Source organism: Actinocrispum sp. NPDC049592, assembly GCF_040675465.1.
Taxonomy (GTDB): Bacteria; Actinomycetota; Actinomycetes; order Mycobacteriales; family Pseudonocardiaceae; genus Kibdelosporangium.
Genome location: NZ_JBFAPA010000006.1, coordinates 336560 through 361130, shown reverse-complemented (window position 1 = coordinate 361130; position 24571 = coordinate 336560). Strand labels below are relative to the sequence as shown.

The 24571-nt window shown below is 68.3% G+C and carries 14 protein-coding genes and 6 tRNA genes (1 of these 20 only partly in view); 12 read left to right on the top strand and 8 right to left on the bottom strand.

Features of this window, described 5'->3' with window-relative positions; genetic code table 11:
• Window positions 1-6: 6 nt before the first annotated feature.
• The gene (locus tag AB0J95_RS18460) at window positions 7-819 is read left to right on the top strand and encodes a hypothetical protein (protein ID WP_364758542.1); all 813 of its coding nucleotides are present in this window, start codon (window positions 7-9) and stop codon (window positions 817-819) included.
• Here the strand turns inward: AB0J95_RS18460 and AB0J95_RS18455 are convergent.
• Both AB0J95_RS18455 and AB0J95_RS18450 read right to left on the bottom strand, forming a co-directional pair.
• Entirely contained in the window at window positions 807-2030 is a 1224-nt protein-coding gene (locus tag AB0J95_RS18455; protein ID WP_364758539.1) for a serine protease, read from the bottom strand. The two genes, AB0J95_RS18460 and AB0J95_RS18455, sit on opposite strands and share 13 nt — an antisense overlap.
• Complete coding sequence (locus AB0J95_RS18450) at window positions 2030-2680, bottom strand: hypothetical protein (protein ID WP_364758536.1); 651 nt, start codon at window positions 2678-2680, stop codon at window positions 2030-2032. The genes AB0J95_RS18455 and AB0J95_RS18450 overlap by 1 nt, the downstream gene beginning before the upstream one ends.
• A 298-nt stretch (window positions 2681-2978) precedes the next feature.
• On the opposite strand from AB0J95_RS18450, the gene AB0J95_RS18445 reads away from it, so the two are divergent.
• Window positions 2979-4316 carry an RICIN domain-containing protein gene (locus AB0J95_RS18445; protein ID WP_364758533.1) on the top strand — a complete coding sequence of 446 codons (1338 nt, stop codon included), beginning with the start codon at window positions 2979-2981 and terminating at the stop codon, window positions 4314-4316.
• Here the strand turns inward: AB0J95_RS18445 and AB0J95_RS18440 are convergent, their stop codons facing one another.
• Genes AB0J95_RS18440 through AB0J95_RS18430 form a run of 3 tightly spaced genes read right to left on the bottom strand, consistent with a single transcriptional unit; the run spans window position 4317 to window position 6820 of the window.
• Complete coding sequence (locus tag AB0J95_RS18440; RefSeq protein WP_364758530.1) at window positions 4317-5123, bottom strand: cytochrome c biogenesis CcdA family protein; 807 nt, start codon at window positions 5121-5123, stop codon at window positions 4317-4319.
• Window positions 5113-5637 (bottom strand): redoxin domain-containing protein, encoded by a 525-nt coding sequence (locus tag AB0J95_RS18435; RefSeq protein ID WP_364758527.1) that lies wholly within the window; start codon window positions 5635-5637, stop codon window positions 5113-5115. The genes AB0J95_RS18440 and AB0J95_RS18435 overlap by 11 nt, the downstream gene beginning before the upstream one ends.
• A 58-nt stretch (window positions 5638-5695) precedes the next feature.
• Window positions 5696-6820, bottom strand: a complete 1125-nt coding sequence (locus AB0J95_RS18430; RefSeq protein ID WP_364758524.1) for a CoA transferase — start codon at window positions 6818-6820, stop codon at window positions 5696-5698.
• A gap of 164 nt (window positions 6821-6984) precedes the next feature.
• On the opposite strand from AB0J95_RS18430, the gene AB0J95_RS18425 reads away from it, so the two are divergent.
• Window positions 6985-7248, top strand: coding sequence for a hypothetical protein (locus AB0J95_RS18425; protein ID WP_364758521.1), 264 nt, complete (start codon window positions 6985-6987; stop codon window positions 7246-7248).
• Window positions 7249-7371: 123 nt separating this feature from the next.
• Here AB0J95_RS18425 and AB0J95_RS18420 read toward each other — a convergent pair whose 3' ends face one another.
• Complete coding sequence (locus AB0J95_RS18420; protein ID WP_364758518.1) at window positions 7372-9408, bottom strand: transglycosylase domain-containing protein; 2037 nt, start codon at window positions 9406-9408, stop codon at window positions 7372-7374.
• A 395-nt stretch (window positions 9409-9803) separates the two neighbouring features.
• On the opposite strand from AB0J95_RS18420, the gene AB0J95_RS18415 reads away from it, so the two are divergent.
• From AB0J95_RS18415 to AB0J95_RS18390, 6 genes are all read left to right on the top strand, one after another.
• Window positions 9804-9876 (top strand) — tRNA-Gly (locus tag AB0J95_RS18415).
• A 33-nt stretch (window positions 9877-9909) separates the two neighbouring features.
• Window positions 9910-9981: transfer RNA gene (locus AB0J95_RS18410), tRNA-Glu, on the top strand.
• Window positions 9982-9986: 5 nt separating this feature from the next.
• Window positions 9987-10069 (top strand) — tRNA-Leu (locus tag AB0J95_RS18405).
• 92 nt (window positions 10070-10161) lie between these two features.
• Window positions 10162-10246, top strand: a tRNA-Ser gene (locus AB0J95_RS18400).
• 10 nt (window positions 10247-10256) lie between these two features.
• Window positions 10257-10328, top strand: a tRNA-Asn gene (locus tag AB0J95_RS18395).
• A 244-nt stretch (window positions 10329-10572) separates the two neighbouring features.
• Window positions 10573-10643: transfer RNA gene (locus AB0J95_RS18390), tRNA-Cys, on the top strand.
• Between the two features lie 25 nt (window positions 10644-10668).
• Here the strand turns inward: AB0J95_RS18390 and AB0J95_RS18385 are convergent.
• Together AB0J95_RS18385 and AB0J95_RS18380 are read right to left on the bottom strand one after the other, a co-directional pair.
• Window positions 10669-11619 carry a D-2-hydroxyacid dehydrogenase family protein gene (locus AB0J95_RS18385; RefSeq protein ID WP_364758813.1) on the bottom strand — a complete coding sequence of 317 codons (951 nt, stop codon included), beginning with the start codon at window positions 11617-11619 and terminating at the stop codon, window positions 10669-10671.
• Window positions 11619-12941 (bottom strand): TIGR01777 family oxidoreductase, encoded by a 1323-nt coding sequence (locus AB0J95_RS18380; RefSeq protein WP_364758515.1) that lies wholly within the window; start codon window positions 12939-12941, stop codon window positions 11619-11621. Before AB0J95_RS18380 ends, AB0J95_RS18385 begins: the two co-directional genes overlap by 1 nt.
• A gap of 445 nt (window positions 12942-13386) precedes the next feature.
• On the opposite strand from AB0J95_RS18380, the gene AB0J95_RS18375 reads away from it, so the two are divergent.
• From AB0J95_RS18375 to AB0J95_RS18365, 3 genes are all read left to right on the top strand, one after another.
• Entirely contained in the window at window positions 13387-14658 is a 1272-nt protein-coding gene (locus tag AB0J95_RS18375) for a serine hydrolase domain-containing protein (protein WP_364758512.1), read from the top strand.
• Window positions 14659-14850: 192 nt separating this feature from the next.
• Window positions 14851-22329, top strand: coding sequence for an amino acid adenylation domain-containing protein (locus tag AB0J95_RS18370; protein ID WP_364758509.1), 7479 nt, complete (start codon window positions 14851-14853; stop codon window positions 22327-22329).
• Window positions 22326-24571: the 5' end (the start) of a non-ribosomal peptide synthase/polyketide synthase gene (locus AB0J95_RS18365; protein ID WP_364758506.1), read on the top strand. 16297 nt of this gene lie beyond the right edge of the window; the window shows 2246 of its 18543 coding nt (coding positions 1-2246); it begins with the start codon at window positions 22326-22328; the stop codon falls past the right edge of the window. The genes AB0J95_RS18370 and AB0J95_RS18365 overlap by 4 nt, the downstream gene beginning before the upstream one ends.

Here is a 24571-nt window from a genome sequence, read left to right as displayed (position 1 = left end):
ACAGACATGCCGCAGGTGGTGGTTCGCGGGACCGGGATGGCGTCGGTCGTGCTCAACGTGGGGGAGTCGCTGCTGTTCGGCCGCGCGCCGCACTACGCTGCCGGGCCGGGGAAAACGGCGCTGACCTTGCCCGACTGTGCCCCGCATGTGTCGCGTTTGGTCGGTGAGCTTGTCGTCGGCACCGACACCGTGTCACTGACTTGGCTCGGTGCCGGGGAGGCGCAGCTGTCCGGGTTGTTCGACGCGCCCGGCGGCGCCCGCCGGGTGATCATGACCAAGTCCATGACGGCGTTGCTGGACGACGGCGAGAACCAGCTGGTTCTGTTGCTGGGCAAGCAGTCTGCCGAAGGTGGCTTCACCGACCTGATGATCAGCATCGACGTGCGGCTGGGCCGCTCGGAGCCGGTGCGCGGCCCGGGGATCGTCGAGGGGCGGATCACCGAGGCCGGGCCGCGGCTGGTCAAGGGCAGCCGGGAATGGTTCGTGGCGCTGGCCTTGACCGAGCCGTGGCTGGTCGGCAAGGACGACTATCCGCGGCCGCCGTCCAACCGCGAGATCTACGACCGGGTCATGGAATGGCATGGCTACGCGTGGAACCTGCAACGTTCCCAACGGGTCGACGACGCCATCCGGACCATCTCGGCGATCGCGTTCGGCCTGCGCGACGATCCCTTTGTGGCGCCACGGGACGGTCGGCTGGTGAACGCCCGGTTCGCCGTCGCCCGCCGGACCGCGGAGATGCGACTGGTCACGGTGACCGACCTGGAAGAGGTCGAACGCCATGCCAGGGAACGCAAACGCGCCACTCAGGACGGCTGAGTCGGTGCGTCCACGATCGGCATCGGGAATCCGTACGGCGGGGTGTCCATTACGGACAGAAGGCGTCGCCGTCGCCTGATCATCAGCACCACCAGGGCGATGGCGATCACCGCGATCAGGGCACAGCCGAGTCCGACGTAGAGCAGGGGAGCGGTGCTGCCGGACGGCTTGCCGCCCTTGTCGTGTGCTTGGCGGAGGTACTCGGCGGCCTGGATGTGCGTGGGCGAGCCTGCGACAGTCGCGTCGAAGTAGTTCACGGCGGCGTTGTAGTCACCGGCGAAGTAGCGGTCGAGGCCTGTCCGGTAGTTGTGGTCGTGCGGACCTTGCTTGGCCTCGATGCCTTTCCCGGAGAGCAACGTGGCCACTGTGGACGATGCCGTGGCGAAGTTGAACGACTGCGTCTCGCCCGGCGCGCCCTGGCTGATCAGGCCGGTGACCCGGCCCTGCATGTCCACCAGCGGGCCGCCGCTCATGCCGTGCGTGGCCGCCGCACTGAACTCGTAGAACGGCTTCTCCTGCAACGTCCGGTGCGCGGAGATCTGGCCGTTCTTGTTGCTGGGCTCCAGTTTCGGGTCGGCGGTCGACCCGGGGTAGCCGATGGCCAGCACCGGCGTGCCGACCGGCGCGTCGTCCATGCGCAGGTCCAAAGAGGGCAACCGGTTGCGCGGGATCTTCAGCACTGCTACATCTCCGTCCTCCGGCGCCACGAGGTCGACGACCGTGGCGGGAGCGGCGTCGCGCTTGCCGTCCGGGACCATCCGCTCGACCGTGATCGTCCGGTCCACCGGCCGGTCCGGCCCGGTGCCCTCGGCGACCGCGCGGTCGGTCATCAATTGCTTGGCCTTGGCCGGATCGCCGACCCGGCCGGACTTCGCCAGCTCACCAAGGGCGGCGTCGAACATGTACCCGCTGCCGCCGCGCGGTCCAGTGTGGACACAGTGGCTGGCGGTGGCCACATAGCCGTCCGGGTTGATCACCACGCCGGTGCACGAGATCTTCACGTCGTACCCGGCGGCCCCGCCGAACACCTCACCGCTCTTGGTGTCCCGCACCCAGCCGTGCCAGTTCACCGTGATGTACACGATCGCCGGCCGGGCGACGGCGGCGGCCAGCTCCTCCGGGCTGGACGGGTCCGCTGCGGCGGGCGCGGCCGGAGCCAGCAGCAGAAGCGTTGCGGCGCAGAGCGTTTTGATCCGGGCCCTGATCCGCATCAGCCGTACACCCCGAATCCCGTGGTCCGGACCCATGTGGAGTGGTAGCCGTTGCTGTTGCCCTCGGCCATCTGGGTTCCCTGGCAGATGTAGTCGTCGATCTCGTTGAGGGCCGGGTTGTTGGCGTACGGCAGGGTGTTGAGCAGGCCGCGGTGGTCGTAGTACTGGAAGTTCAGCTCGGCGTTGGTCACGGCGACGTAGGTGATCTGGTTGTCGGTGGCCTTCCAGGTGAACTGGACGCTGCCGTTGCCGACGATCTTGAGCTGGCGGCCGCGCCAGTTCGAGCTGAGCGTGTAGTTCTCGTTGATCTCGGTGCCGGTGCCGTCCGGCCGGAACTCGTAGCGCCGCTCGGTGCCGGCGAACTGCATCGGCGGCTGGTCGGTGTAGAACTTGATCGAGTGGATCTCCTCCACCGACCGCCAGGACCCGATCAGGCACATCGGCGGGCCCGCCGCCCGGGTCTCGGCCGCGCGCGTGCTCGGCGATGGCCCGGTGACCGGTCCGTCGGCGCCCGCGGGGCAGCAGCGGTCGGGTTCGTCGGCGGACAGGGCGACGGTGGTCAGCGTCGTGGCCGCGATGACGGCGCCCGCGGCCACCGCGATCAGCGCGACGATGGCGGGCGTCGGGGGTAACCGAGGCGTGTCGCTCACCCGTTCAATTTTATCGACCGGGCGGCCGCGGGCCGAGACCCGTTCGGCCGGAAGTTTCCGGTTTGTCCGACTGGTCTGGACCATTATGGGTGTTTGTCCGGGAAGTCCGTTCACCGCAACGTTTTGAGCGTTGACACCCGTCTGTGGGAGCGCTTCACTTTCTTCACTGCAAGGATTAAGTCGGAAAACAGGCCCGCCCTGCACGCCGGGCCTGTTCGGACATGGCCTGCTCATCGCACCGGTTGTGGCGCGACGACCGGCGACTTCGCCATGCCCACCCTGCACCGGGAGATCCAGAATGCACCTAAGGAAGTCCAGCGCGCTCGTCGCCGCGGCATTAGCGGTCGCCACGACGGTGACGTACTCGAGTACCGCCCAAGCCGCGGGCCCGGCCTTCCCGGCCCACTACGCCGCGCCGTACCTGCAGATCAGCGACGCGGACGTGGGCGACATGGCCGCCGACATGAGCGCCACCGGCACGAAGTTCTTCACGCTGGCGTTCTTCACCCCGCAGAACGGCTGCACGCCGATCTGGGAGGCCAACGGCACTGGCGTCGGCTCGTTCAAGTCGCAGATCAGTGCCCTGCAGGCGGCCGGCGGCAACGTCATCCCGTCCTTCGGCGGCGCGGCCGGCGGTGAGCTGGCCCAGACCTGCACCAACACGTCGAGCCTGACCGCCACGTACGCCAACGTAGTCAACACCTACGGCACCAACCGGCTCGACTTCGACATCGAGGGCGACGTCCTCAACGACACCGCCGCGACCGCGCGCCGCAACTCGGCGCTGGCCGCGTTGCAGCAGCAGAACCCGGCGGTCCAGGTCGACTACACCCTCGCCGTCGACCCTGGCGGCCTGCCGTCCAGGGAGATGGACCTGTTGCGGGACGCCAAGAACAAGGGCGTCCGGGTGAGCGTCGTGAACATCATGGTGATGGACTTCTACGACGGTCAGCCGGTGATCAACGACGCGCTGTCGGCCGCCCGCGCGACCGCGGCGCAGCTCGCCAGCCTGTACGGGATCTCGACCTCGGCCGCATACGGGATGATGGGCCTGACCCCGATCGCCGGGCGCAACGACGACGGCGCCCAGTTCAGCCAGAACGACGCCCGCACGCTCGAGCAGTTCGCCGCCACCAACGGGGTCGCGGAACTGTCGTTCTGGGAACTGCACGACTACGACCGGGCCACCGGCTGGGCGTACTCGCGCATCTTCAACGCCATCACCGGCGGTCCGACCAACCCGCCGCCTCCGCCGCCGCCCGGTCACACGATCACCGGCATCGGCGGCAAGTGTGTCGACGTGGCGGGCGCGAACTCCGCCAACGGCACGCAGATCCAGCTGTGGACCTGCAATGGCACCACCGCGCAGAACTGGTCCAAGAACGGCAGCGCTTTGCAGGCCCTGGGCAAGTGCATGGACGTCACCGGCGCGGGCACGACGAACGGCACCAAGGTCCAGTTGTACGACTGCAACGGCACCGCGGCCCAGCAGTGGACCCAGGACGGGTCCAGCCGGCTGGTGAACACCGGGTCCGGCAAGTGCCTCGACGCCACCGGCGTCAGCTCGGCCGACGGCACCCCGCTGCAGATCTGGACCTGTGGCACCGGCGCGAACCAGGTGTGGCACCTGACCTGATCAGCCCGTTCGCCGGACTTTCAGCGCCACCGCTCCGGCGACGAGCACGACCAGCGCGATGATCACCGGGAGCGGGCCGATCCAGTCGACCCATGAAGCCAGGACCGTCTGGATCCGGCCCGCTCCATCGACAATGGGATCCTCGGCCGAGCCATTGGCGTGGTAGAGCCGAAGTTCGTAGATCCCGTAGTAGCCAACATAGAGCCCGGCCACCAGCAGGATCGCGCCGCCGATCCGGTGCACGTACGGCAGAATCCGGCGGATCTTGGTGGTCACCGCGGCCCCGGCGAGCGCGACGGACACCGCCAGCACGCCCACGACCAGCGCCATTCCCAGCCCGTAGGCCGCATACGCGGCGATCCCGGTGAGCACCGAGCCGCTGCGGAAGGTCGCGCTGGTCACCGCGAGGAACGGCCCGAGCGTGCAGGACAACGACACGATCGCGTATGCCAGGCCGTACGTGAACATCGAGGCGAGCGTTGTCGGCGCGCCCTTTCCGAGGCGCGGCAGCCGGATCTCCCGGCCCAGCAGCATCCACACCCCGAGCGCGGCCATGATCAGGCCGATCAGCACTGTCACGGCCGGGAAGCAGGCCTGCACCTCGGCCCCCAGCGGGGCGATGACCAGGCCGAACGTGCCGAACACCAGCACGAACCCGAGCGCCATCAACGCCGTCGCCGCCAATGCCCGCAGCACCGCGTTGCCGACGATGAGGGTCAGGTAGGCGGGTAGCATCGCGAAGCCGCAGGGGTTCACCGCCGCGACCATCCCGGCCGCCAACGCGAACCCCAGCGTGTCAAGGTCCATTCTTGGGATCGGCACTGAGTTCGCGGACCTTCTCGTTCAGCCCTTCCTCGGTCAGCTGCTGCTTGACCACCTGGGTCGTGCCGTCCGCCTGGATGAACGCGTACGCGGGTTGCTCGGTGACGCCGAACTTCTTCCAGATCGCGGCGTCCACATCGGCCAGATGCGCGAAACCGTCCACTTTGTTCTCCGCGACGAACTTCTTCATCGCCGGCACGCCGTCCTGCGCGCCCACTCCGACAAACGTGATCTTCCCGGCGTTGTCGTGCGCGAGTGACCCCAGATGCGGTGCCTCGCCTTGGCAGCGCGGGCACCACGGCGCCCAGAACCAGAGCACGGCCGGCTTGCCGAGCAGCGACTGCCCGCTGAAGTCTTTGTCGTCCAGGGTCTTCGCGCTGAACTGCAGCAGCTTGGGCACCTGCCCCGGTGCGGCGGGAGCCTGCCGCGGCGCACTCGCCTGCGGAGCCCCACACCCAGCCAGCACGACGAGCAGGAGCGCAACCAGACCACGAACCATGCCCCCGATCCTCGCGCACTCACTCCGCGTGCGGGAAGCGGATGCGCCCCGGGCATAGTCAGCCAAGCCAGTTCCGGATCTCCGCGCCCTGTTCGTCCAGGTCAGGTGGGGCATAACGGTAGTTCGCCGGAGTCGCGGACATCTTGATCGGGTTACGGACCGTGGGGACGCCGTCGATCGGCACCACCGGGTCCAGGCCGAGGCTCTGGGCCAGTTCGACGCCACCGCGGACGTCGTTGATCGGTCCACAAGGGACACCGGCCGCGGTCAGCAGCGGGAACCAGTCCTGCGCGGACTTCTGGGCCAGCCGCGCCTCGAGCGACGGCCGCAGGGCTTCGCGGTTGTGGTTGCGGGCCTGGTTGGTGGCGAACCGTTCGTCGTCCGCCAGTCCCGGAGCACCGATCACCTCGGTGAACCGGCGGAACTGCCGGTCGTTGCCCACGCAGATGATCAGCTCGCCGTCGCCGGTCGGCATCGGCTCGTACGGGTACAGGCTCAGGTGCGCGTTGCCCATCCGGTGTGGCACAACGCCTCCGGCGACGTACGCGGAGGTCTGGTTGACCAGGGCGGACATCGCGCTGGACAGCAGGTCGATCTCGATGTGCTGGCCCTCGCCGGTGGCATCACGGTGTTTCAACGCCGCCAGGATGCCGACGGTGGCGTGCAGCCCGGCGATCACGTCGAACACCGCGACCCCGGCCCGGAACGGTGGGCCGTCCGGCGACCCGGTCAGGCTCATCAGCCCGGACACCGCCTGGACCAGCAGGTCGTACCCGGGCAGCGCGGCGCCCGCGCCGGAGCCGAACCCGCTGATCGAGCAGTAGATCGTGCGCGGGTTGCGGGCGCGGACATCGGGATAGGACAGGCCGAACCGGTCCAGCCCGCCGGGTTTGAAGTTGTGGATGAACACATCCGCCCTCGCGGCGAGCTTGCGGGCAACGGTGTTGTCATCGGTGTTGACCAGGTCGAGCGCGATCGAGCGTTTGTTGCGGTTCATCGACAGGTAGTACGTGCCCACACCGTCCGCGGTGACCGGCGGGACCCAGTGCCGGGTGTCGTCGCCGCCCGGACCCTCGACCTTGATCACCTCGGCGCCCAGATCGGCGAGCAGCATTGTGCAGTACGGCCCGGCGAGCACCCGGGAGAAGTCGGCCACCACCACACCGTCGAGCGAGCCAGCCATGTGAACCTTTCGTCCGGTTGGTCGGTTCTGCCCGATCGTGCGATCCATCGGGCGCGGGCGCCGCATGCGCCACGAAGGGCATCTACCGTCCCGCGCATGGGGGTCCCATGGGGAATCGTCGCAGGTAATCCTCGCCACACCACGCGGGAGGAGATCATCGCGCGGTGGCGGCCGCTGGCATTGCACTCGAACGACGACGTCGGCTTCAACATCATGTTCGGCGCGCAGCGGATCCACTTCGCGCGCCATGGGACGCCTTCGACCGGATCGACGCCCCCGGCTGCGTCGCGCACGGCAAACGGGTCTATGTCGTCGGTGACCTGCTCCACAACCTGCGCAGCCGCGACTTCGACGACATGGACACCGACCTGGCTCAGCTGGCCGACTGGCTCGGCCGGTGTCACACCCTCCTCCCGCGGCTGAGCTAGATCCGATAGGACTCGATCATCTAGGCGGCGAGGTAGGGCTCGGGGGTGGTGGCGCCGCCCTAGAGCTGGCCAAGGGCAAATGTTCTGCCGCAAACGGCGTCGGGGGCTGCTGCAAACGGTAGTTTAGCCGCCGAGGATCGTTTTCATCGCGCGGAAGTACGGTGGTGCCGCCACGGTGCCGCCGAACGCCCCGTGCCCGCACTTTCCAATGTGGACAGGTGTGCCCGGGCAGAGCGTGCCGGGTGTGGAGCCGTCCGCGAAGACCAGCGAGGACACGGCGTAGTTGTCGGTGCCGCCGACGAAGGCGACCGACTCGTTGGTCTGGGTGGTGCCGGTCTTGCCGATGCCGGGGCGGGTCCAGCCCGCGTTGCGGGCGGACACGGCGGTGGTGCCGCTGACGGTGTCCTGGCTCAGGCCGGTGGCCAGCCGGGTCGCCACGTCGTTGGAGATCACCTGGCCGCAGGTCTCGGTGGGCTGCACGGGGACCGGCTGACCCTTGGCGTCGGTGACCGACAGGATCGGGTTGGGTGGGCACCAGATGCCGCCGCTCATGATCGTGGCGGACACGTTCGCCAGTTCCAGCGGGCTGACCGGGCTGTTGCCCAGGGTGAACGACGGCTTGTCCTGGAAGTACTGGGTCTGCGTCTGGCTCTGCTGCGGCGGCCCGGCGGACGGGGTCTTGCCGCTGTCGTTGGTCTTCATGGTGTTGCGCAACCCCAGGCGGGATGCCATCTCCACCACCTTGGGCACGCCGACCTGCTGCTCCAGGCCGACGAACGCGGTGTTCGGCGAGGTCGCCAGGCCGTTGGTCAGCGTGATCGGGTCGGTGTAGTCGCCGTCATTGCGGACGGTGTAGCAGTTCCTGCTGCCCGGCAACGGGAAACACTGGCTCTGCGGGTTGGGCAGGGGCGTGTCGAGGTCGGCCGTGCCGTTCTCCAGGGCCGCGGCCGAGGTGAAGATCTTGAACACCGAACCGGCGCCGAACGGGTCGCTCACCCCCGCCACGAGGTTGCTCGTGGTCTGGCCCTTGGCCGGGTCGGTGCCGAGGTTGCGGTTCGCCACCATCGCCAGCACCTCATGGGAGGTGTTGCCGGGCTTGATGATCGCCATCGTGTTGGCCACGCCGTCCTGCGTGGTGGGCACGTTCGCGGTGACCGCGTCCTTGGCCACCTGGCTGATCCGGCTGTCCATTGTGGTCTTGATGGTGTAGCCGCCGTCGGTCAGCTGCTGCGCGGTGAACCCGGCGGACTGCAGGTAGGCCATCGCGTACTGGCAGAAGAACCCCGCGTTCGGCTGCGCGCCCATGCAGGTGCTGGACGGAACCGCCGGGCCGTTGGGCACCAGGCCGAGGTCGGTGGCCTTGGCCTGGTCCGCGGCCGCCTGATCGAGGACCTGGTTGGTGACCATCGAGTCGATCACCGTGTCCCGGCGGCGTTTCGCGTCCTGCGGGTGGGCGTACGGGTTGTACAGCGTCGGGTTGTTCACCATGCCGGCGAGCAGAGCCGCCTGGGGCACGGTCAGTTTGTCCGCTGTGGTGCCGAAGTACGCGCGGGCGGCGGCCTCGATGCCGTAGACCTTGCCGGTGAACTCGACCACGTTCAGGTACGAGGTGAGAATGTCCTCTTTGGACAGCTGCTTGTCGATCTCGATCGCCGAGCGGGCCTCGCGCAGCTTGCGGGTCAGCGTGTTGGCGCGGTCCCTGGCCTGCGCCGCCGGGTCGTCGCGGTCGGCCACGTTGATCAGGAAGTTCTTGACCAGCTGTTGGGTGATGGTTGACCCACCCTGTTGCGCGCCACCGGTCGCGTCGTTGATCGCGGCCCGCAGCACGCCTTTCGGGTCGATGCCGTGCTCCTGGTAGAACCGGCGGTCCTCGATGGACACCAGCGCGGCCTTCACCGTGGTGGCGATCTTGTCGCCCGCGACCGGGATCCGGTACTGGTCGTACACCGTGGCGATCGGGTTGCCGTCCCGGTCGGTCACCGTTGTCACACCGGGCAGATCGCCCTCGATGCTGGCCGGCGTGATGGACAGGACGGAGTCGCTGACGTCGCCCGCGACGACGCCGGTGCTCAGTGCCACAGGCGCCATCACACCCGCGAGCAGGACACCCGCCCCCGCGCAGCCGACGACCAGTTTGACGATGTTCGCGCTGGCTCCCACTTGATCCAACGTACGCCTGTTTTCGTGATGGCGTTGTGTGGTCTCGGCCATGCGCCCGCAAAGTAATGCCGAAATAAAGATTGACGCTGCGGCGATTCATCGGCATAGTTCCGGGTACACATTCCGGTTCGGCAAGGAGAAGCGACATGACGGGCACGCAGGAGCGAGGGACGGGGCGCAGCAGCTGTCTGCGTGCCGCCGGCGCTGCCGCCTGCGCGTTGAATGCCTGCTTGGGCGAAGAGGGCAGCGGGGGCTCCCCACCGTGACGTAGCCGACGTCACGACACGGGAGCCGCCCATCGGGAAACCGATCAGGGCGGCTTTCTTTATTCGCCATGCCTTAAAACAATTCTTTCGCGTTCATTGAAAATTCCACAGTGGAGCAGAAACAGACATCCGGTCGTGGTGAACTCGGCGGACACGTCGGTCTTCCAAACCGAAGAAGTGGGTTCGATGCCCACCGGCCGGTCTCGATGTCTCTCGCCGTCGCTTGACGGCACACAGCGCGTTGGTCCAGCGGAACGGATACCAGGTTCTCACCCTGGTGACGCGGGTTCGACTCCCGTACGCGCTACTTGAGCCTCTGTGGCGGAACTGGCATACGCACGCGCCTCAAACTCGCGCGCCCACAAGGCATGCAGGTTCGAATCCTGCCAGAGGTACTCACTCAGGGGGACTGTGTTCGCGGAAAGCGCGAACCGGGTCGCTCGTCGTAACTTCTGGGGAGCGACCCCCAGACCCCCGCGTGAATCATGGAGGGCTGGCCGAGCGGTAAGGCACCGGATTGCTAATCCGAGGTCCGGGTGACACCGGCGCACGTTCGAACCGTGCGCCCTCCGCGCAAGACGATCCCCTGAGGTGCAACAGGCAGCACGCCCGGCTGTTAACCGGGAGGACCAGGTTCGAGCCCTGGTGGGGGAGCTGGGGAGGGGCTCGTGAGTGGTTTTGCTTGTTCTGACACGCAAAACCACTCACGAGGGGTTCTCCCTGAGGGGGACGCGCCGGAGCGCAGGCGATCCTTGCAAGATCGCCGGGGAGGGTTCGACACCCTCGTCTTCCACGTCCTGGGGACGACTCTGCTCGGTGCTCCGCACCTTCGCCGAGTCGGACGTCATGATGTTGGGGGGCGCCCCCCGAACCCCCCGATTGCGGCTTTGCCGCATAGGGCCTTCGTCACGGCGGTCGTGGGGCGCTCTGCAAAAGCGTCGGTGCCGGGTTCGACTCCCGGGGAGGTCTCGACCTGATGCTCCACTGTGGACAACTACAGCGTCCGGATCGGCGCTCCGGCGAGGAAGGCCTGGATGTCCTCGACGGCCTCTCGGAAGTAGATGCTGTAGTTGGCGTCGGTGACGTAGCCGAGGTGGGGTGTGGCCAGGAAGTTCGGTACTGTCCGCAACACGTCGTCGGCGGGAAGCGGCTCGGTCTCGAACACATCCGCGGCCGCCCCGGCGATCCACCCTTCCCGCAGCGCGGTCACCATCGCCTGCTGGTCGACGATCGCCGCGCGGGAAGTGTTGACCAGCAACGCGGAAGGCTTCATCGCCTTCAACGCGTCCGCGTCGAGCAGCCCCCGCGTGCGCTCACTCAACACCACGTGCACCGACACGACATCGCTGGACGCGAGCAGCTCCTCCTTCGAGGCCGCCAGCCGCACGTCCTCGGCCGAAGTGCGATCCGCCGTGAGATTCTGGCTCCACGCGACGACATCCATGCCGAAGGCGCGCGCGACCCGCGCCACCTTCACGCCGATCTTGCCGAACCCGATGAGCCCCAACGTCTTCCCGGCCAGCAGCGTGCCCACCGTGCTCTGCCAAGGCCCATTGGCGCGCAACGCGGTGTTCTCCGTCACGATGTGCCGCGCCAGGCCGAGGATCAGCGCCCATGTCAGCTCCACCGGCGCCTCGGACGTGCTCCCGGTTCCGCAGACGGTCACCCCGGCCGAGGCAGCGGCGGTGAGGTCGATCGACGCGTTGCGCATCCCGCTGGTGATCAACAACCGCAGCGACGGCAACCGGGCGAACAGGCTCGCCGGGAACGGGGTGCGCTCCCGCATGATCACCACGATCTCCTGGTCGCGCAGGGCTTCGGCGACCTCGTCCTCGGTGGCGAAGTGCTCCCGGTGCACGGTCACCTCGACCTGTCCGGAGAGCACCGACCAGTCGACCATCGCCAACGAGACACCCTGGTAGTCGTCCAGCACCGCGCAACGGATCATGCGTGCACCCTACCGAGCAGGTGCCGGAGAGCGGTTTCCAGCTTCGGCTGCCGGTAGACGTGACTCATCTGCTCCAGCTTGCGCGGGACGACTCGTTGGCTGGCCAGCGCCAGTTCACGGGCGCCATCGTCGCCCAGCAACAGCCGGGGACCCAGTGACGGCACGGGAAGGATCGCGGGCCGCCGTAGCACGTCGGCGAGAGTCCTGGTGTACTCGGCATTCCGGACCGGCTCGGGAGCGACCGCGTTCACTGGACCCTGTAGCGCAGGGTCGATGATGGCGCGCAGATAGATGTCGGTGAGGTCGTCGATCCCGATCCAGGACAGCCACTGGGACCCGGAGCCGAGCCGCCCGCCCAGCCCGGCGAGGAACAACGGGTACTGCAGTCCGAGCACGCCGCCGCGTGGGGTCTGCACGATCCCGGTCCGGACACACACCGATCGAAGGTCGGCGGAGGCCGCCTCGGCCTCCCAGTCCGCGACCAGATCGGCGAGGAACCCGTCCCCGCGAGGGCTGTCCTCGGTCAGCATCGAGTCGCCGCGGTCCGGCCCGTAGTACCCGATCGCGGAGGCCGACACGAAAACCTTGACGCCGCACCGCGCGGCGACCGCGGCCAGCTTGCCCGTGGGACCGATCCGGCTGGCCCGCAGGCCCTGCTTGTGCGACTCGGTGAACCGGCCGGCGATGGACTTGCCTGCCAGATGCACCACAGCGTCCACTTCGGACAGTAGGTCGGCTGACGGGTCGTCGGGCCGCCAATGGCGTTCGCCGGCATCTCGCGGTGGGCGGCGCACCAGCCGGATCACCCGGTGCCCGCCGGTGGTGAGCAACGAGGTCAGCGCGGTGCCGATCAGTCCACTCGCGCCGGTCACCGCGATCGTCAGCGGTGCGCTGCGATACCGGGCGTGCGCGGCGAGGTCCTCGGCCAGTTGCTGGTGCCGGTAGGTGAACATGGCCCGCAGCGCGAACGTCGGCACGCGACTGTCCACTGTGTCCGTGACCAGCGTCCGGTCAGGGCCGGCGGGTGCGAACTGGTGAATGTGCTTCCACCGCAACACTTCCGACAGCAGAGGCGTGGTCAGCTTGTCGACGAACCGGCGTGGCGGGTCGTAGCCGTCGGCCTGGTGGCTCGCCGACCACCGCAGTCCACCTGGCAGGGCGAGTACTGCGCGACCGTCCCGCAAGGACCCGGCCTCCTCGACGATGCTCACCGGCTGCCACGGCGGTGCGAGCCGGCGGAAGGCGCCCGGGCGGCCGAACCAGGCGAACACCTCGGCCAGCGGAGCGTCCACGACGCTGGAATGGCTGATCCCCGTCATTTCGCGACCCTACTGGCTGGTCAATAAGCGCGCACGGTGACGGTTCCCAGCCGGTGAGACGCAATCCACTGTTCGGGCCATGAACGGACGCCGCGGAGGCATAGCCGCGATTTATCTGTAACACCTCGATGGGCGGTGGCGATGCGGTCACGCGCGGTGGCGATCTTCGAACCGGTTCCCATGATCCACTGTTATCAAACGCCGCCAGAAGAGGTATTTACCGTCAATCCTACGATTCCGTAGCGCCAACACCGCGGCCGGCGTCGATGGCTGGCGGGATTTGCCGTCCTTTATGTCGCCCCCAATGGCGGTATGGGCTGAAATGCGATCGGTTGCAATGTGTGGGACCGTGGACAGGGTCGCGAATGGGAGTCGCGATCATGGAAACCAAGGGGAAAGGTCAATAACCGTGCCGGTATCAGGCCGCGCGGGGGGATTAACGGGGGTGGCGGACGGTGAACTGTCCGCCTTGTTCGCTTCGATGGTGCGTGCCCGGCGAGTGCCTGGTGCGCAGTTCGCCCTTTTTCGAAACGGGCGGCGGGCCGGGGCAGCGGCCGGCGAGGCGGAGTACGGCAGCGGGCGGCGGGTCACCGGTGACCTGGCCTTCCCGATCGGGTCCATCGGCAAGGCGTTCACCGCCACGGTGGCGATGATCCTGGTCGCCGACGGCGACCTGGAGCTGGACGAACCCATCGGGCAGTACGTGCCGGAGTGTCCCGCGGCCGCCACGCTCACGCTGCGGCAGCTGCTCAGCCACACCAGCGGGCTGGAGTCCGGCCCGGACGGCGGCCCATCGATGCGCCGCTATGTCAGCGGGCTGCAGCTCATCCAGCCGCCGGGTCGCGCGTTCTCCTACTCGAACGCCGGGTTCGTGCTGGTCGGGCGGCTGATCGAGGAGGTCACCGGGATGTCCTGGTGGGCCGCGATGGAGTCGGTGCTGCTGCGGCCGCTCGGCATCGTCCCGGCCTTCGTGGTCGGCCCCGGCGACCCCGATGCCGCCACGACCAGGCCGATCGCCGCTGGTCACGCCGTTGGCGCGGACGGCCGCACGCGCCCGGTCAGCCAGAACCTCACCATCGCCGAGGCGCCGGCCGGGGCCATCGCGGCCAGCGCCACGGACCTGGTCACCTTCGGCTTGGCCCATCTGGACATAGGTGCGTCCGTGCTGCCGGCCGAGTTCGCCGCGCAGATGCGCCGTCCGGAGCCCGCCGCCGACGCGTTCGGGCTGGCGGACCGCTGGGGCCTCGGCCTCGCCCTGTTCGACGAGTGGGCAGGTCACGACGGCACCGCGGACGGCACCTGGTGCCAGCTGCGGATCGACCCGGTGAACAAGGTGGTCGTGGCGCTGACCAGCAACGCCAGCACCGGCGCCTCGCTGTGGACCGATCTGGTCGCCGAACTCGCCGGTCAGGGCCTCACCGTGGCCAGCGGTGCGCTGATGGACGTGCCCGAGACGTCCGTTCCGCCGCCGGAAAGCTGTTTCGGTCGATATCGAAATGGTGACCTCGAATATTCGATCATTCCGGGCCCGGACGGGATCACGCTCGCGGTCGACGATGACCCACAGGCCTTGATCACTTTCCACGAAGGTTTGACGTTTTCGATGCGGGATATCCTGACTGGTCAGTCCATGTACGCCGGGCGGTGTCTCGCTGACCGGGACTCCGGCCGCATTGATCGAATTCAGATCAATGGCAGGCTCGCGGCCCGCTGTTGAAAGTATATCCGCCGTTGCGCGTAACCTCTCCGATGCTCGCTCGTTCAACGAATTGAATCCTAGGTAAACACGCTCACGCATGAAGGGGGACCCGTCATGCTGATGGATAATGCCGTGTCCGAAACCGGCGGAATCGTTCCCGATATGTGGAACGCGACAGCGAAGCCGATACCCGTTTCTACATTTTCACAAATGTTTGAACGTCAAGTAAGACGTACACCGGGGTTGCCCGCGCTCTGGCGCGATCACGAGACCGTCCGGTACGGAGAGTTATCGGCCCGGGCGAACCAGTTGGCACACCTGCTGGTCCAGCGCGGCGCCGGCCCCGAGAAGATCGTGGCGCTGCTGCTGCCCCGTTCGGTCGACATCGTCGTCGCCCAGTTGGCCGTGCTCAAAGCGGGCGCGGCGTTCCTGCCGGTCGACCCGGACTACCCGCCCGAACGCATCAACATGATGCTCACCGACGCGAACCCGGCGCTGGTCCTGACCCGGACCGGGGACTTGCCCGGCTCGATCGCGGTCGGCGACCCCGCCATCGAGCTGCAGCCCAGCACCCCACCGGCGGTCGACGTATCACCAGATCATCCCGCCTACGTCATCTACACCTCCGGCTCCACCGGACGCCCCAAGGGTGTCGTGGTCACCCATCGCGGCCTGGCGAGCTTCTCCGCCGCCGAGATCGACCGGTTCCAGGTCCGGCCCGGTGACCGGGTCCTCCAGTTCTCGTCGCCCTCGTTCGACGCCTCCGTACTGGAACTGTGCATGTCGCTTCCGGCCGGTGCCGCCCTCGTCGTTCCGCCACCCGGCCCGCTGCTGGGCGAACAGCTGGCCGAGGTGCTCGCGCGCGGACGGGTGACGCACGCCCTGATCCCACCGGTCGCGCTGGCCACCGTGCCGCGGCAGCTGATCGAGGCGTTGCCGGACTTCAGAACCCCGATCGTGGGCGGCGACGCGTGCAACGCCGAGCTGGTGCGGGCGTGGGCACCGGGCCGGCACATGATCAACGCGTACGGCCCGACCGAGTGCACGGTCGTCTCGACGTGGAGCGAACCGCTCGTCCCCAGCGATGATCCGCCGCCGATCGGCCGCCCGATCTGGAACACCCAGGCCCACGTGCTCGACGAGCAGCTGCGGCCGGTCCGGATCGGTGAACCCGGCGAGCTCTACGTGTCCGGCATCGGCCTGGCGCGCGGGTACCTCGACCGGCCCGGCCTGACCGCGTCCCGGTTCGTGGCGAACCCCTTGGGTGAACCCGGATCCCGGATGTACCGGACCGGGGATGTGGTGAAGTGGACCGACGACGGGGTGATCGAGTTCGTCGGCCGCGCGGACCACCAGGTCAAGATCCGCGGCTTCCGGATCGAACCCGGCGAGATCGAGTCCGTGCTGCGCGGGCATTCCGATGTGGACGAAGCCGTCGTCGTCGCCCGGACCGACAAGTCCGGGCTGAAGCGGCTCGTGGCGTACGTCGTCGCCAAGACCGAACCGCCGGACCTGCGCTCGTGGGTGGCCGAGGTGCTGCCAGAGCACATGGTTCCGTCGGCGTTCGTCGTGCTGGACGCGTTCCCGCTGAGCCCCAACGGGAAGCTGGACCGGGACGCGCTGCCCGAGCCGGTGGTCGCCACCGACAGCCATGTCGAGCCACGCAACGAGACCGAGCAGCTGCTGGCCCGGATCTGGGCGGATGTCCTGGGCGTTGACGAAGTCGGCGTCGAGGACGAGTTCGCCGCGCTGGGCGGGGACTCGATCCTCAGCGGCCGCGTGCTGTCCCGCCTGCGGACCGAGCTGGGCATCGAACTGCCCGCGCGGGCCGTGTTCGACGCACGGACCATCGCGGGTCTGGCCGCACTGGTGCCGACCGCGATGCAGGCCACGGCGATCGAACGCTCGGACCGCGGCGGCGTGATCCCGCTTTCCCCCGCGCAGCAACGCCTCTGGTTCCAGCATGACGTGACCGGCGATCGGACCGCGGGCAACACCGGCATCGGCCTGCGCCTGTCCGGGCCGCTCGACGTGGACCGGCTCCGGTCGGCGCTGGCGGTTCTGGTGGACCGGCACGAAGCCCTGCGGACCACTGTGGACGGTGTGCAGCGGATCGCCGCGCACGGCGAGATCCCGGTGCGGTTCAGCGACTCCGTGGCGGCCATCGAGCAGGAGCTGCGGCGGCCGTTCGACCTGAGCCGTGGCCCGCTGACCCGTGCCCTGGTGGTCCGCCTGGCCGTCGACGAGCACGTGCTGGTGTTGTGCCAGAACCACATCATCACCGACGGCCGCTCGGTCCAGGTCCTCGTCGACGAGTTGTTCACCGTGTACTCCGGCGGCGAGCTGCCGGAGCCAGGCATCCAGTACGCGGACTTCACGGTGTGGCAACGCGACCAGGACGTCAGCGACCAGGTCGAGTACTGGCGGCGCAGGCTGGCCGGGATGCAGGCCCTGCGGCTGCCCACGGAGCAGGCCCGAGCCGGAGGTGCGCCCGGCTCGGTACTGCGCAGCACGCTCGACGAGGACCTGGTGCGGCGCCTGACCAAGGTCGGCCAGGCCCACCAGGCCACGCTGTTCACGACCCTGGCCGCCGCGGTGACCGTGCTGCTGTCCGGGTGGACCGGTCAGCGGGACGTCGCCGTGGGCACGGTCAGCTCGGGGCGGACGCGGGCGGAGCTGGACGATCTGGTCGGGTTCTTCGTGAACACCCTCGTCCTGCGGTCCGATGTGGACCCGGCGTTGCCGTTCTCGGACTTCCTGGGCGATGTCCGCGAGACCGTGCTGGGCGCGTTCGCCAACCAGGACGTGCCGTTCGACCGGCTGGCCGACCTGGGTGGCGAGCGTTTGAGCGCGTTGGTGGTGCTGCAGAACGAGATGGTCCCGGCCCGGACCGCCGGCGGCCTTCGGGTCAGCGAGTACGACCTGCCGCGCCCGTTCGCCCGGTTCGACCTGGTCGTCGAGTTCTGGCCGCGTGGTGACGAGCTGGTCCTGGCGGTCGAGTACAACACGGACCTGTTCGACCCGGGCACGATCGAGGCCCTGTCGGAGCGGTTGCACGGCCTGCTGGATGCGGTCGTCACCGATCCGGACCGGCGGCTGTCCGATCTGGGCGCCCAGCACACGGACACGCCGCAGGAGGTCCGGACCACCCGGGCAGGCGGGTATGTCGGGCCGCGGACCCAGATCGAGGCCACGCTCGCCGGCATCTTCGCCGAAGTCCTTGACCTGCCCAGGGTCGGGGTCCGGGACAACTTCTTCGAGCTGGGCGGCGACTCGATCCTGGCCATCCGGGTGGTGTCGCGGGCCAAGCAGGCCGGGATCGGCCTGACCGCCAAGGACATCTTCGCCCGGCAGAGCATCTCGGAGCTGGCCCCGGCCGTCACCGAGGTCACCACCCGCAGCCAGCAGGGCCTGGTCAGCGGGAACGTCCCGCTCACCCCGATCCAGCGCTGGTTCTTCGCCAACCACCCCGATGAGCCTGAGCACTTCCACCAGTCCCTGGTGATCGAACTCGCCGAGGACTACGACTCCGAGGCCCTGCGCAAGGCCGCGGCCGCGATCGTCGACCACCACGACGCCCTGCGCATGCGGTTCACGCACGTCGAAGGCCAGTGGCAGCAGCACAACGCCACCGAGGCCACCGAGATCCTGGCCGGTGAAGGGATCAACCTGGCCGACGGACCACTGGTCAAGGCGGTCTTGGTGGACGAGACCACTGTCCTGCTTGCCGTGCACCACCTTGTGGTCGACGGCGTGTCCTGGCGGATCCTGCTGGAGGACCTGACCAAGGCCTACGAGCAGGCCCGCCGGGGCGAGCCGATCGACCTGGGCCCGAAGACCACGTCGTTCCGCGAGTGGTCCCACCGCCTGGCCACCTACGACTTCAGCGCCGACGCTCCATTCTGGACCAATGTCCCCGAACCCGAGCCGATCCCAGTCGACGGGACCGGACCGAACACCGTGGCCAGCGCCAAGTCCGTGCGGCTGCGGCTGAGCGAGCGCGAGACATCGGCTCTGCTGCGCGAGTTGCCCCGCCGTTATCACGCGCAGGTCAACGACGTCCTGCTGACCGCGGTCGGCGCGGTGCTGTCGAAGTGGACCAGGCGCGACGACGTGCTGATCGACCTGGAGGGACACGGCCGCGAGGACCTGTTCCCGGATGTGGACCTGTCCCGCACGGTCGGCTGGTTCACCACGATGTTCCCGGTCGCGCTGGACATGACCGCGCGGGGCTGGGGCGAGACCCTCAAGTCCGTCAAGGAACAGCTGCGCGCGATCCCGCATCGCGGCCTGTCCTATGGGGTTCTGGGCGTCCGAGACGTCCGGCCGCAGATCAGCTTCAACTACCTGGGCCAGCTGGACTGGCCGGCCGGTGAGCTGTACCGCGGCATCGGTGGTCTGGACCTGGACCAGAGCACGCGGCACGAGCGTTATCACCTGATCGACCTGGTGGGCAAAGTGGACCGCAGATGCCTGGAGTTCGCCTGGTACTACTCGGCGAACGTGCACAGCGAGGGCACGATCCAGGCGCTGGCCGACGAGTTCCTCGCGACCCTGCGGCACCTCATCCGCGATCCGGGGCCGGGTGGGCACACCCCGTCCGACTTCCCGCTGGCGCGCCTGACCCAGGCGCAGGTGGACCGGATCGCGGATGAGACCGTGCGGGACATCTACCCGCTGACCCCGATCCAGGCGGGCATGGTCTACCACGACGTGTCCGCGATGGACGAAGGAACCTACTTCCAGCAGACCACGTTCGTGCTCTCCGGCGTGACCGACCCGATGAGGCTGGCCATGGCGTGGCAGTTCGTGTTCGCGCAGACGCCGGCGCTGCGGACCTCCATTGTCTGGCAGGGCGTCGAGGAGCCGGTCCAGGTCGTGCACGACCACGTGACCATGCCGATCACCGTGCTGGACTGGTCCCGGCTGACCGAGCAACGCCGCACCGACGCCCTGCACCACCTGATGCAACGCGACCGTGACCAAGGGATCGATCTCGCCCGGCCGCCGCTGACCCGGCTGACCATCGCGCGCACCGGCGACGACGAGGTCCGTCTGCTGTGGACGTTCCACCACGTGTTGCTGGACGGCTGGAGCATCTTCCAGATCCTCAACGACGTCTTCGCCCGGTACATCGGGCTGGACGTGCCGCCCCGGCCACACTTCCGCGAGTACATCTCCTGGCTGCGCCGTCAGGATCAGGGCGAGGCCGAGGCGTACTGGCGGCGGACGCTGAACGGGTTCACCGCGCCGACTCCGCTGCCCTACGACCGCCCGGCCACGCAGGTACCTCGTTCGTCCCAGCAGGTTCCGTTCGAGCTGGGGGAGCGGGACTCGGCCAGGCTGTACGACTTCGCCAAGCGCCACCGGCTGACGCTGAACACCGTGATCCAGGGCGCCTGGGCGCTGCTGCTTTCCCGCTACAGCGGGCAACGGGACGTCTGTTTCGGTGCCACCGTGTCCGGGCGTCCGACGGACCTGCCCGAGGGCATCACCGGCATCATGATCAACACTCTGCCGGTCCGGTCCGATGTGGACGGCTCGCGCCCGGTGGCCGGCTGGCTGGGCGACCTGCAGGCGGTCCAGACCGAGTCACGCCAGTTCGAGCACCTGCCGCTGTCCCGCTTGCAGGCGTGCAGCAGCGTGCCCGGCGGCGTCGGGTTGTTCGACAGCATCCTGGTGTTCGAGAACTACCCGGCGGACTCCATGCACGGCCTGCACATCTCGGACATGACCGCGCTGGAGGCGACCAACTACTCGCTCAGCGCGACGGTGTATCCGGGGCCACGGCTGAAGATCGTGTTCGGTTATGAGCCCGAACGGTTCGACCGTGGCACCGTGCAACGGATCGCCGGTCACCTCGGCGTACTGCTGGACGAGCTGATGGCCGATCCGCACCGCCCGCTCGGGCACCTGTCGATGCTGACCGACACCGAGCGCAGCCAGGTCGACGAGTGGAACGACACCGCGGTCGAACTGCCGGACACGACGATCACCGAGCTGTTCGAGGCCCAGGTGGCGCGCACGCCGAACGCCATCGCCGTCCGGCACGCCGAAGGCGACCTGACCTACGCCCAGCTCAACGCCCGGGCCAACCGGCTGGCGCGTGAGCTGATCGCGGCCGGTGTCGGTCCGGAGAGGACAGTCGCCCTCTCGTTGCCCCGCACCCCGGACCTGATCGTCAGCGCGCTGGCGGTGCTGAAGGCGGGCGGCGGGTACGTTCCGGTCGATCCGGCCTATCCCCGCGAACGCCGGGCGATGATCCTGGCCGACGTCAACCCGGTCTGCGTGCTGTCGGGGTCGATTGTGGACAGTAACCGGCGCTCGGCGAACGTGACCGACGACGAACGCCTTGAACCACTGCGCACCCACCATCTGGCCTACGTGATCCACACCTCGGGATCGACCGGGCGGCCCAAGGGTGTCATGGTGTCCCACCACAACGCGGTCAACCTGATGAACTGGGCCGCATCGACCTTCAGCGGACGGCTGTCGCGCGTACTGGCGTCGACCTCGCTCAACTTCGACGTGTCGGTGTTCGAGATCTTCGCGCCCCTGGTCGCGGGCGGCAGCATCGAACTGGTCCAGGACCTGCTGGTGCTGGCCGAACGGCCCTGGCAGGGGAGCCTGGCCAGTGGTGTGCCGTCGGTGTTCGCGAACCTGCTGGACGGCCCGGGCCTGGACGTCGACGCGGATGTGCTCGTGCTGGCCGGGGAGGCCTTGCCGGCCAAGGTGTTCGACTCGTTGCGCAAGGCCGTCCCGGGCGCCCAGGTCGTGAACGCGTACGGCCCCACCGAGGCCACCGTGTACGCGACGGCCTGGCAGTCCACTTCGGAGGAAACGCCGTCGATCGGCCGCCCGGTCACCAACGCCCAGGCCTATGTGCTGGACGGCGGCCTGCGACCGGTGCCGGCCGGGGTGAGCGGCGAGCTGTTCATCGGCGGTTCCGGTGTCGCCCGCGGGTATCTGGGCCGGCCGGGACTGACCGCGAACAGGTTCCTGGCCGACCCGTTCGGTTCCGATGGCGCCCGGATGTACCAGACCGGTGACATCGTCCGGCGGCTGACCGACGGCACGATCGAGTACCTGGGCCGCGCCGACGACCAGGTCAAGATCCGCGGCTTCCGGATCGAACCGGGCGAGATCGAGTCCGTGCTGACCGAACATCCTTCGGTGGCCTCGGCTGTCGTCGTCGCCAGGACCGACGAAGGCCGCAAACGCCTTGTGGCCTACGTGGTTGCGGCCGGGACGGTCGATGTGGCCGAGCTGCGCGGCTATCTGGCCGAGGCGATGCCGGACTACATGGTCCCGGCCGCGTTCGTGACGCTGGACCGGCTGCCGTTGTCCAGCAACGGGAAGCTGGACCGGCGCGCGCTACCCGCACCGGACTGGACCACTGCGGGCGGGCCCGAGCACATCGCACCCCGCACCGACACCGAACTCGCGGTGGCCGGTATCTGGTCGGACGCGCTCGATGTGGACGACATCGGGGTGCACGACAACTTCTTCGAGCTGGGTGGCGACTCCATCCAGAGCATGCTGATCACCGCCAAGGTCAACGCGGCCTTCGCCATCGCGCTCACGCCGAGGGATGTGATGACCGCGCGCACGGTCGAGACCCTCGCCGCTCTCGTCGAGGAACGGATCCTCCGGGACCTGGAGCGCCTGGCCGCGGGAGGGAAGTCATGACGTCGAGAGCCGACCGGATGTCCGCGCTGCCCGCGCATCTCCAGGAGGCGTTACGCAAGCGCCTGGCGGGCAAGGCGGACGGCGACACCATCCCGCGGGCCGACCGCAACGGGCCGCTGCCGCTGTCGTTCTCCCAGCGCAGACTGTGGTTCCTGAGCGAGTTCCAGCCGGACGAGACCGAGTACAACAGCGCGTTCGCGCTGCGGCTGAGGGGACCGCTCGACGTTCCCGCCCTGGCGGCGGGGCTGCGCGAGCTGACCAGACGGCACGAATCGATGCGAACGACGTTCGACGAGGTCGACGGGCAGGGTGTGCAGGTGGTTCATACCACCGTTGACCTGCCCTTATCCGTGGTCGACTGCGGCCAGGACGATCTCGATGAGGTGCTGCGGGCGGAGTTCTCCCGGCCGTTCGACATCCGTACTGGGCCCTTGTTTCGCGCCCTGCTCGCACGGGTATCTGACGTAGAGCATGTACTGCTGCTCAGCTCGCACCACATCGTCGTGGATGGGTGGTCCATGGGGGTGCTGGCCGACGAGCTGAGCACCCTGTACAGCGGCGGGACGCTGCCGGAGCCCGCATTGCAGTACGCGGACTTCGCGGTGTGGCAACGGACCCGGGACCTGACCGGCCATCTGGAGTATTGGCGGGACCTGGTTGCCGACGTGGCTCCGCTGGAGTTGCCGACCGACCGGCCGCGTCCCGCCCTGCGGACGTCGGCGGGGGCGATGCATGACTTCGTGGCATCGCCTTCGCTGACGACGAAACTGACCGAGCTGGCGCGCCGGGCGGACACGACTCTGTTCAACGTCCTGCTCACCGCCTGCAAGATCCTGTTCGCGAGGTATGCCGGGCAACAGGATGTGACCGTGGGGACAGTCACTTCCGGACGGGCCCGCGCGGAACTGCACAGCCTGGTGGGCTTCTTCGTCAACACTGTCGTGCTGCGGTCCACAGTAGACGCGTCGCGGACGTTTGCGGAGCTGCTCGCCGACGTCCGGGAGACGGTGCTGGACGCCGTGGCACACGACGATGTCCCGTTCGACCGGTTGGTCACCGCTGAGCGGGACCTGAGCCGCAACCCGTTGTTCGACGTGATGGTGTTGCTGCAGAACGCCGACCGGTCGCTGCCGTCGTTCCCGGGGCTGACTGTCGAAGAGGTCAGCCTGCCGCGCTGGGCGTCGAACTTCGACCTCACGGTGGAGTTCCGCGAGCGTGACGGCGTCATCAATGGGGTACTCGAGTACAACACGGATCTGTTCGACGCGGCGACGATGCGGCGAATGGCGGAGCACCTGCTCGCCCTGCTGGAGGCCGCGGTGAACACCCCGGACGTGCCGGCGGGTGACCTGTCCATGGGTCCGGCACCGGTGGGTAACGGCCTGGTCATCGACGTCCCGGCCGTTACCTATCCGGCCCTGTTCGAAGCACAGGCCCTTCGCGCGCCCGGCAAGACCGCGTTGGTGTTCCAGGATCAGCAGTTCACGTACGCCGAGCTGAACGCCTGGGCCAACCGGATCGCACACTGGCTGATCGCGCAAGGCGCTGGGCGGGAACGTGTGGTCGCCTTGGCGTTACCCAGGACCGCGGGCATGATCGCGGCCATCCTGGCCGTCTTCAAGGCCGGCGCGGTGTATCTGCCGATCGACCCGGGCCAGCCGCCCGAGCGGACCGCGGACATGGTCGAGGACGCCCAACCCGTGGTGTTTCTTTCCGAGCTGCCTGACGTGAGCGGATTCCCGGAGTCCACTCCGGACAGTTCCGTTCAACCCCCGGATGCCGCCTACGTCATCTACACCTCGGGATCGACCGGCAAGCCCAAGGGTGTTGTCGTCGAGCACCGCAACCTGGTGAACCTGCTGTACAGCCACCGCGAACAGTTCCCGGCCGGGATGCGGGCCGCGCTCACGGCGGTGTTCTCCTTCGACACCTCACTGGAAGGCCTGGTACTTCTGGCCGACGGCCACGAGCTGCACCTGATCGACGACGAAACCCGGCTTGATCCCGAGGCGCTGGTGTCCTATGTGGCCCGGCACCGGATCGACTTCATGGACCTGACCCCGTCGTTCCTGCAGCAGCTCATCCCGGCCGGCCTGCTGGACCACGCCCGTATCCTGATGCTCGGCGGCGAGGCGCTGAGCGGATCGCTGTGGCGGCAGCTGGAATCGGTGGCCGCGTACAACTTCTACGGCCCGACCGAGTGCACAGTGGACGCTTTGTCCGGCGAGGTCGCGGGGGAGCG

Bases quoted from the DNA above. Each gene is read 5' to 3' on its own strand.
- AB0J95_RS18445 (WP_364758533.1), top strand. From the start codon at position 2,979: ATGCACCTAAGGAAGTCCAGCGCGCTCGTCGCCGCGGCATTAGCGGTC.
- AB0J95_RS18430 (WP_364758524.1), bottom strand. From the start codon at position 6,820: ATGGCTGGCTCGCTCGACGGTGTGGTGGTGGCCGACTTCTCCCGGGTG.
- AB0J95_RS18455 (WP_364758539.1), bottom strand. From the start codon at position 2,030: ATGCGGATCAGGGCCCGGATCAAAACGCTCTGCGCCGCAACGCTTCTG.
- AB0J95_RS18370 (WP_364758509.1), top strand. From the start codon at position 14,851: ATGTTTGAACGTCAAGTAAGACGTACACCGGGGTTGCCCGCGCTCTGG.
- AB0J95_RS18380 (WP_364758515.1), bottom strand. From the start codon at position 12,941: ATGACGGGGATCAGCCATTCCAGCGTCGTGGACGCTCCGCTGGCCGAG.
- AB0J95_RS18440 (WP_364758530.1), bottom strand. From the start codon at position 5,123: ATGGACCTTGACACGCTGGGGTTCGCGTTGGCGGCCGGGATGGTCGCG.
- AB0J95_RS18435 (WP_364758527.1), bottom strand. From the start codon at position 5,637: ATGGTTCGTGGTCTGGTTGCGCTCCTGCTCGTCGTGCTGGCTGGGTGT.
- AB0J95_RS18460 (WP_364758542.1), top strand. From the start codon at position 7: ATGCCGCAGGTGGTGGTTCGCGGGACCGGGATGGCGTCGGTCGTGCTC.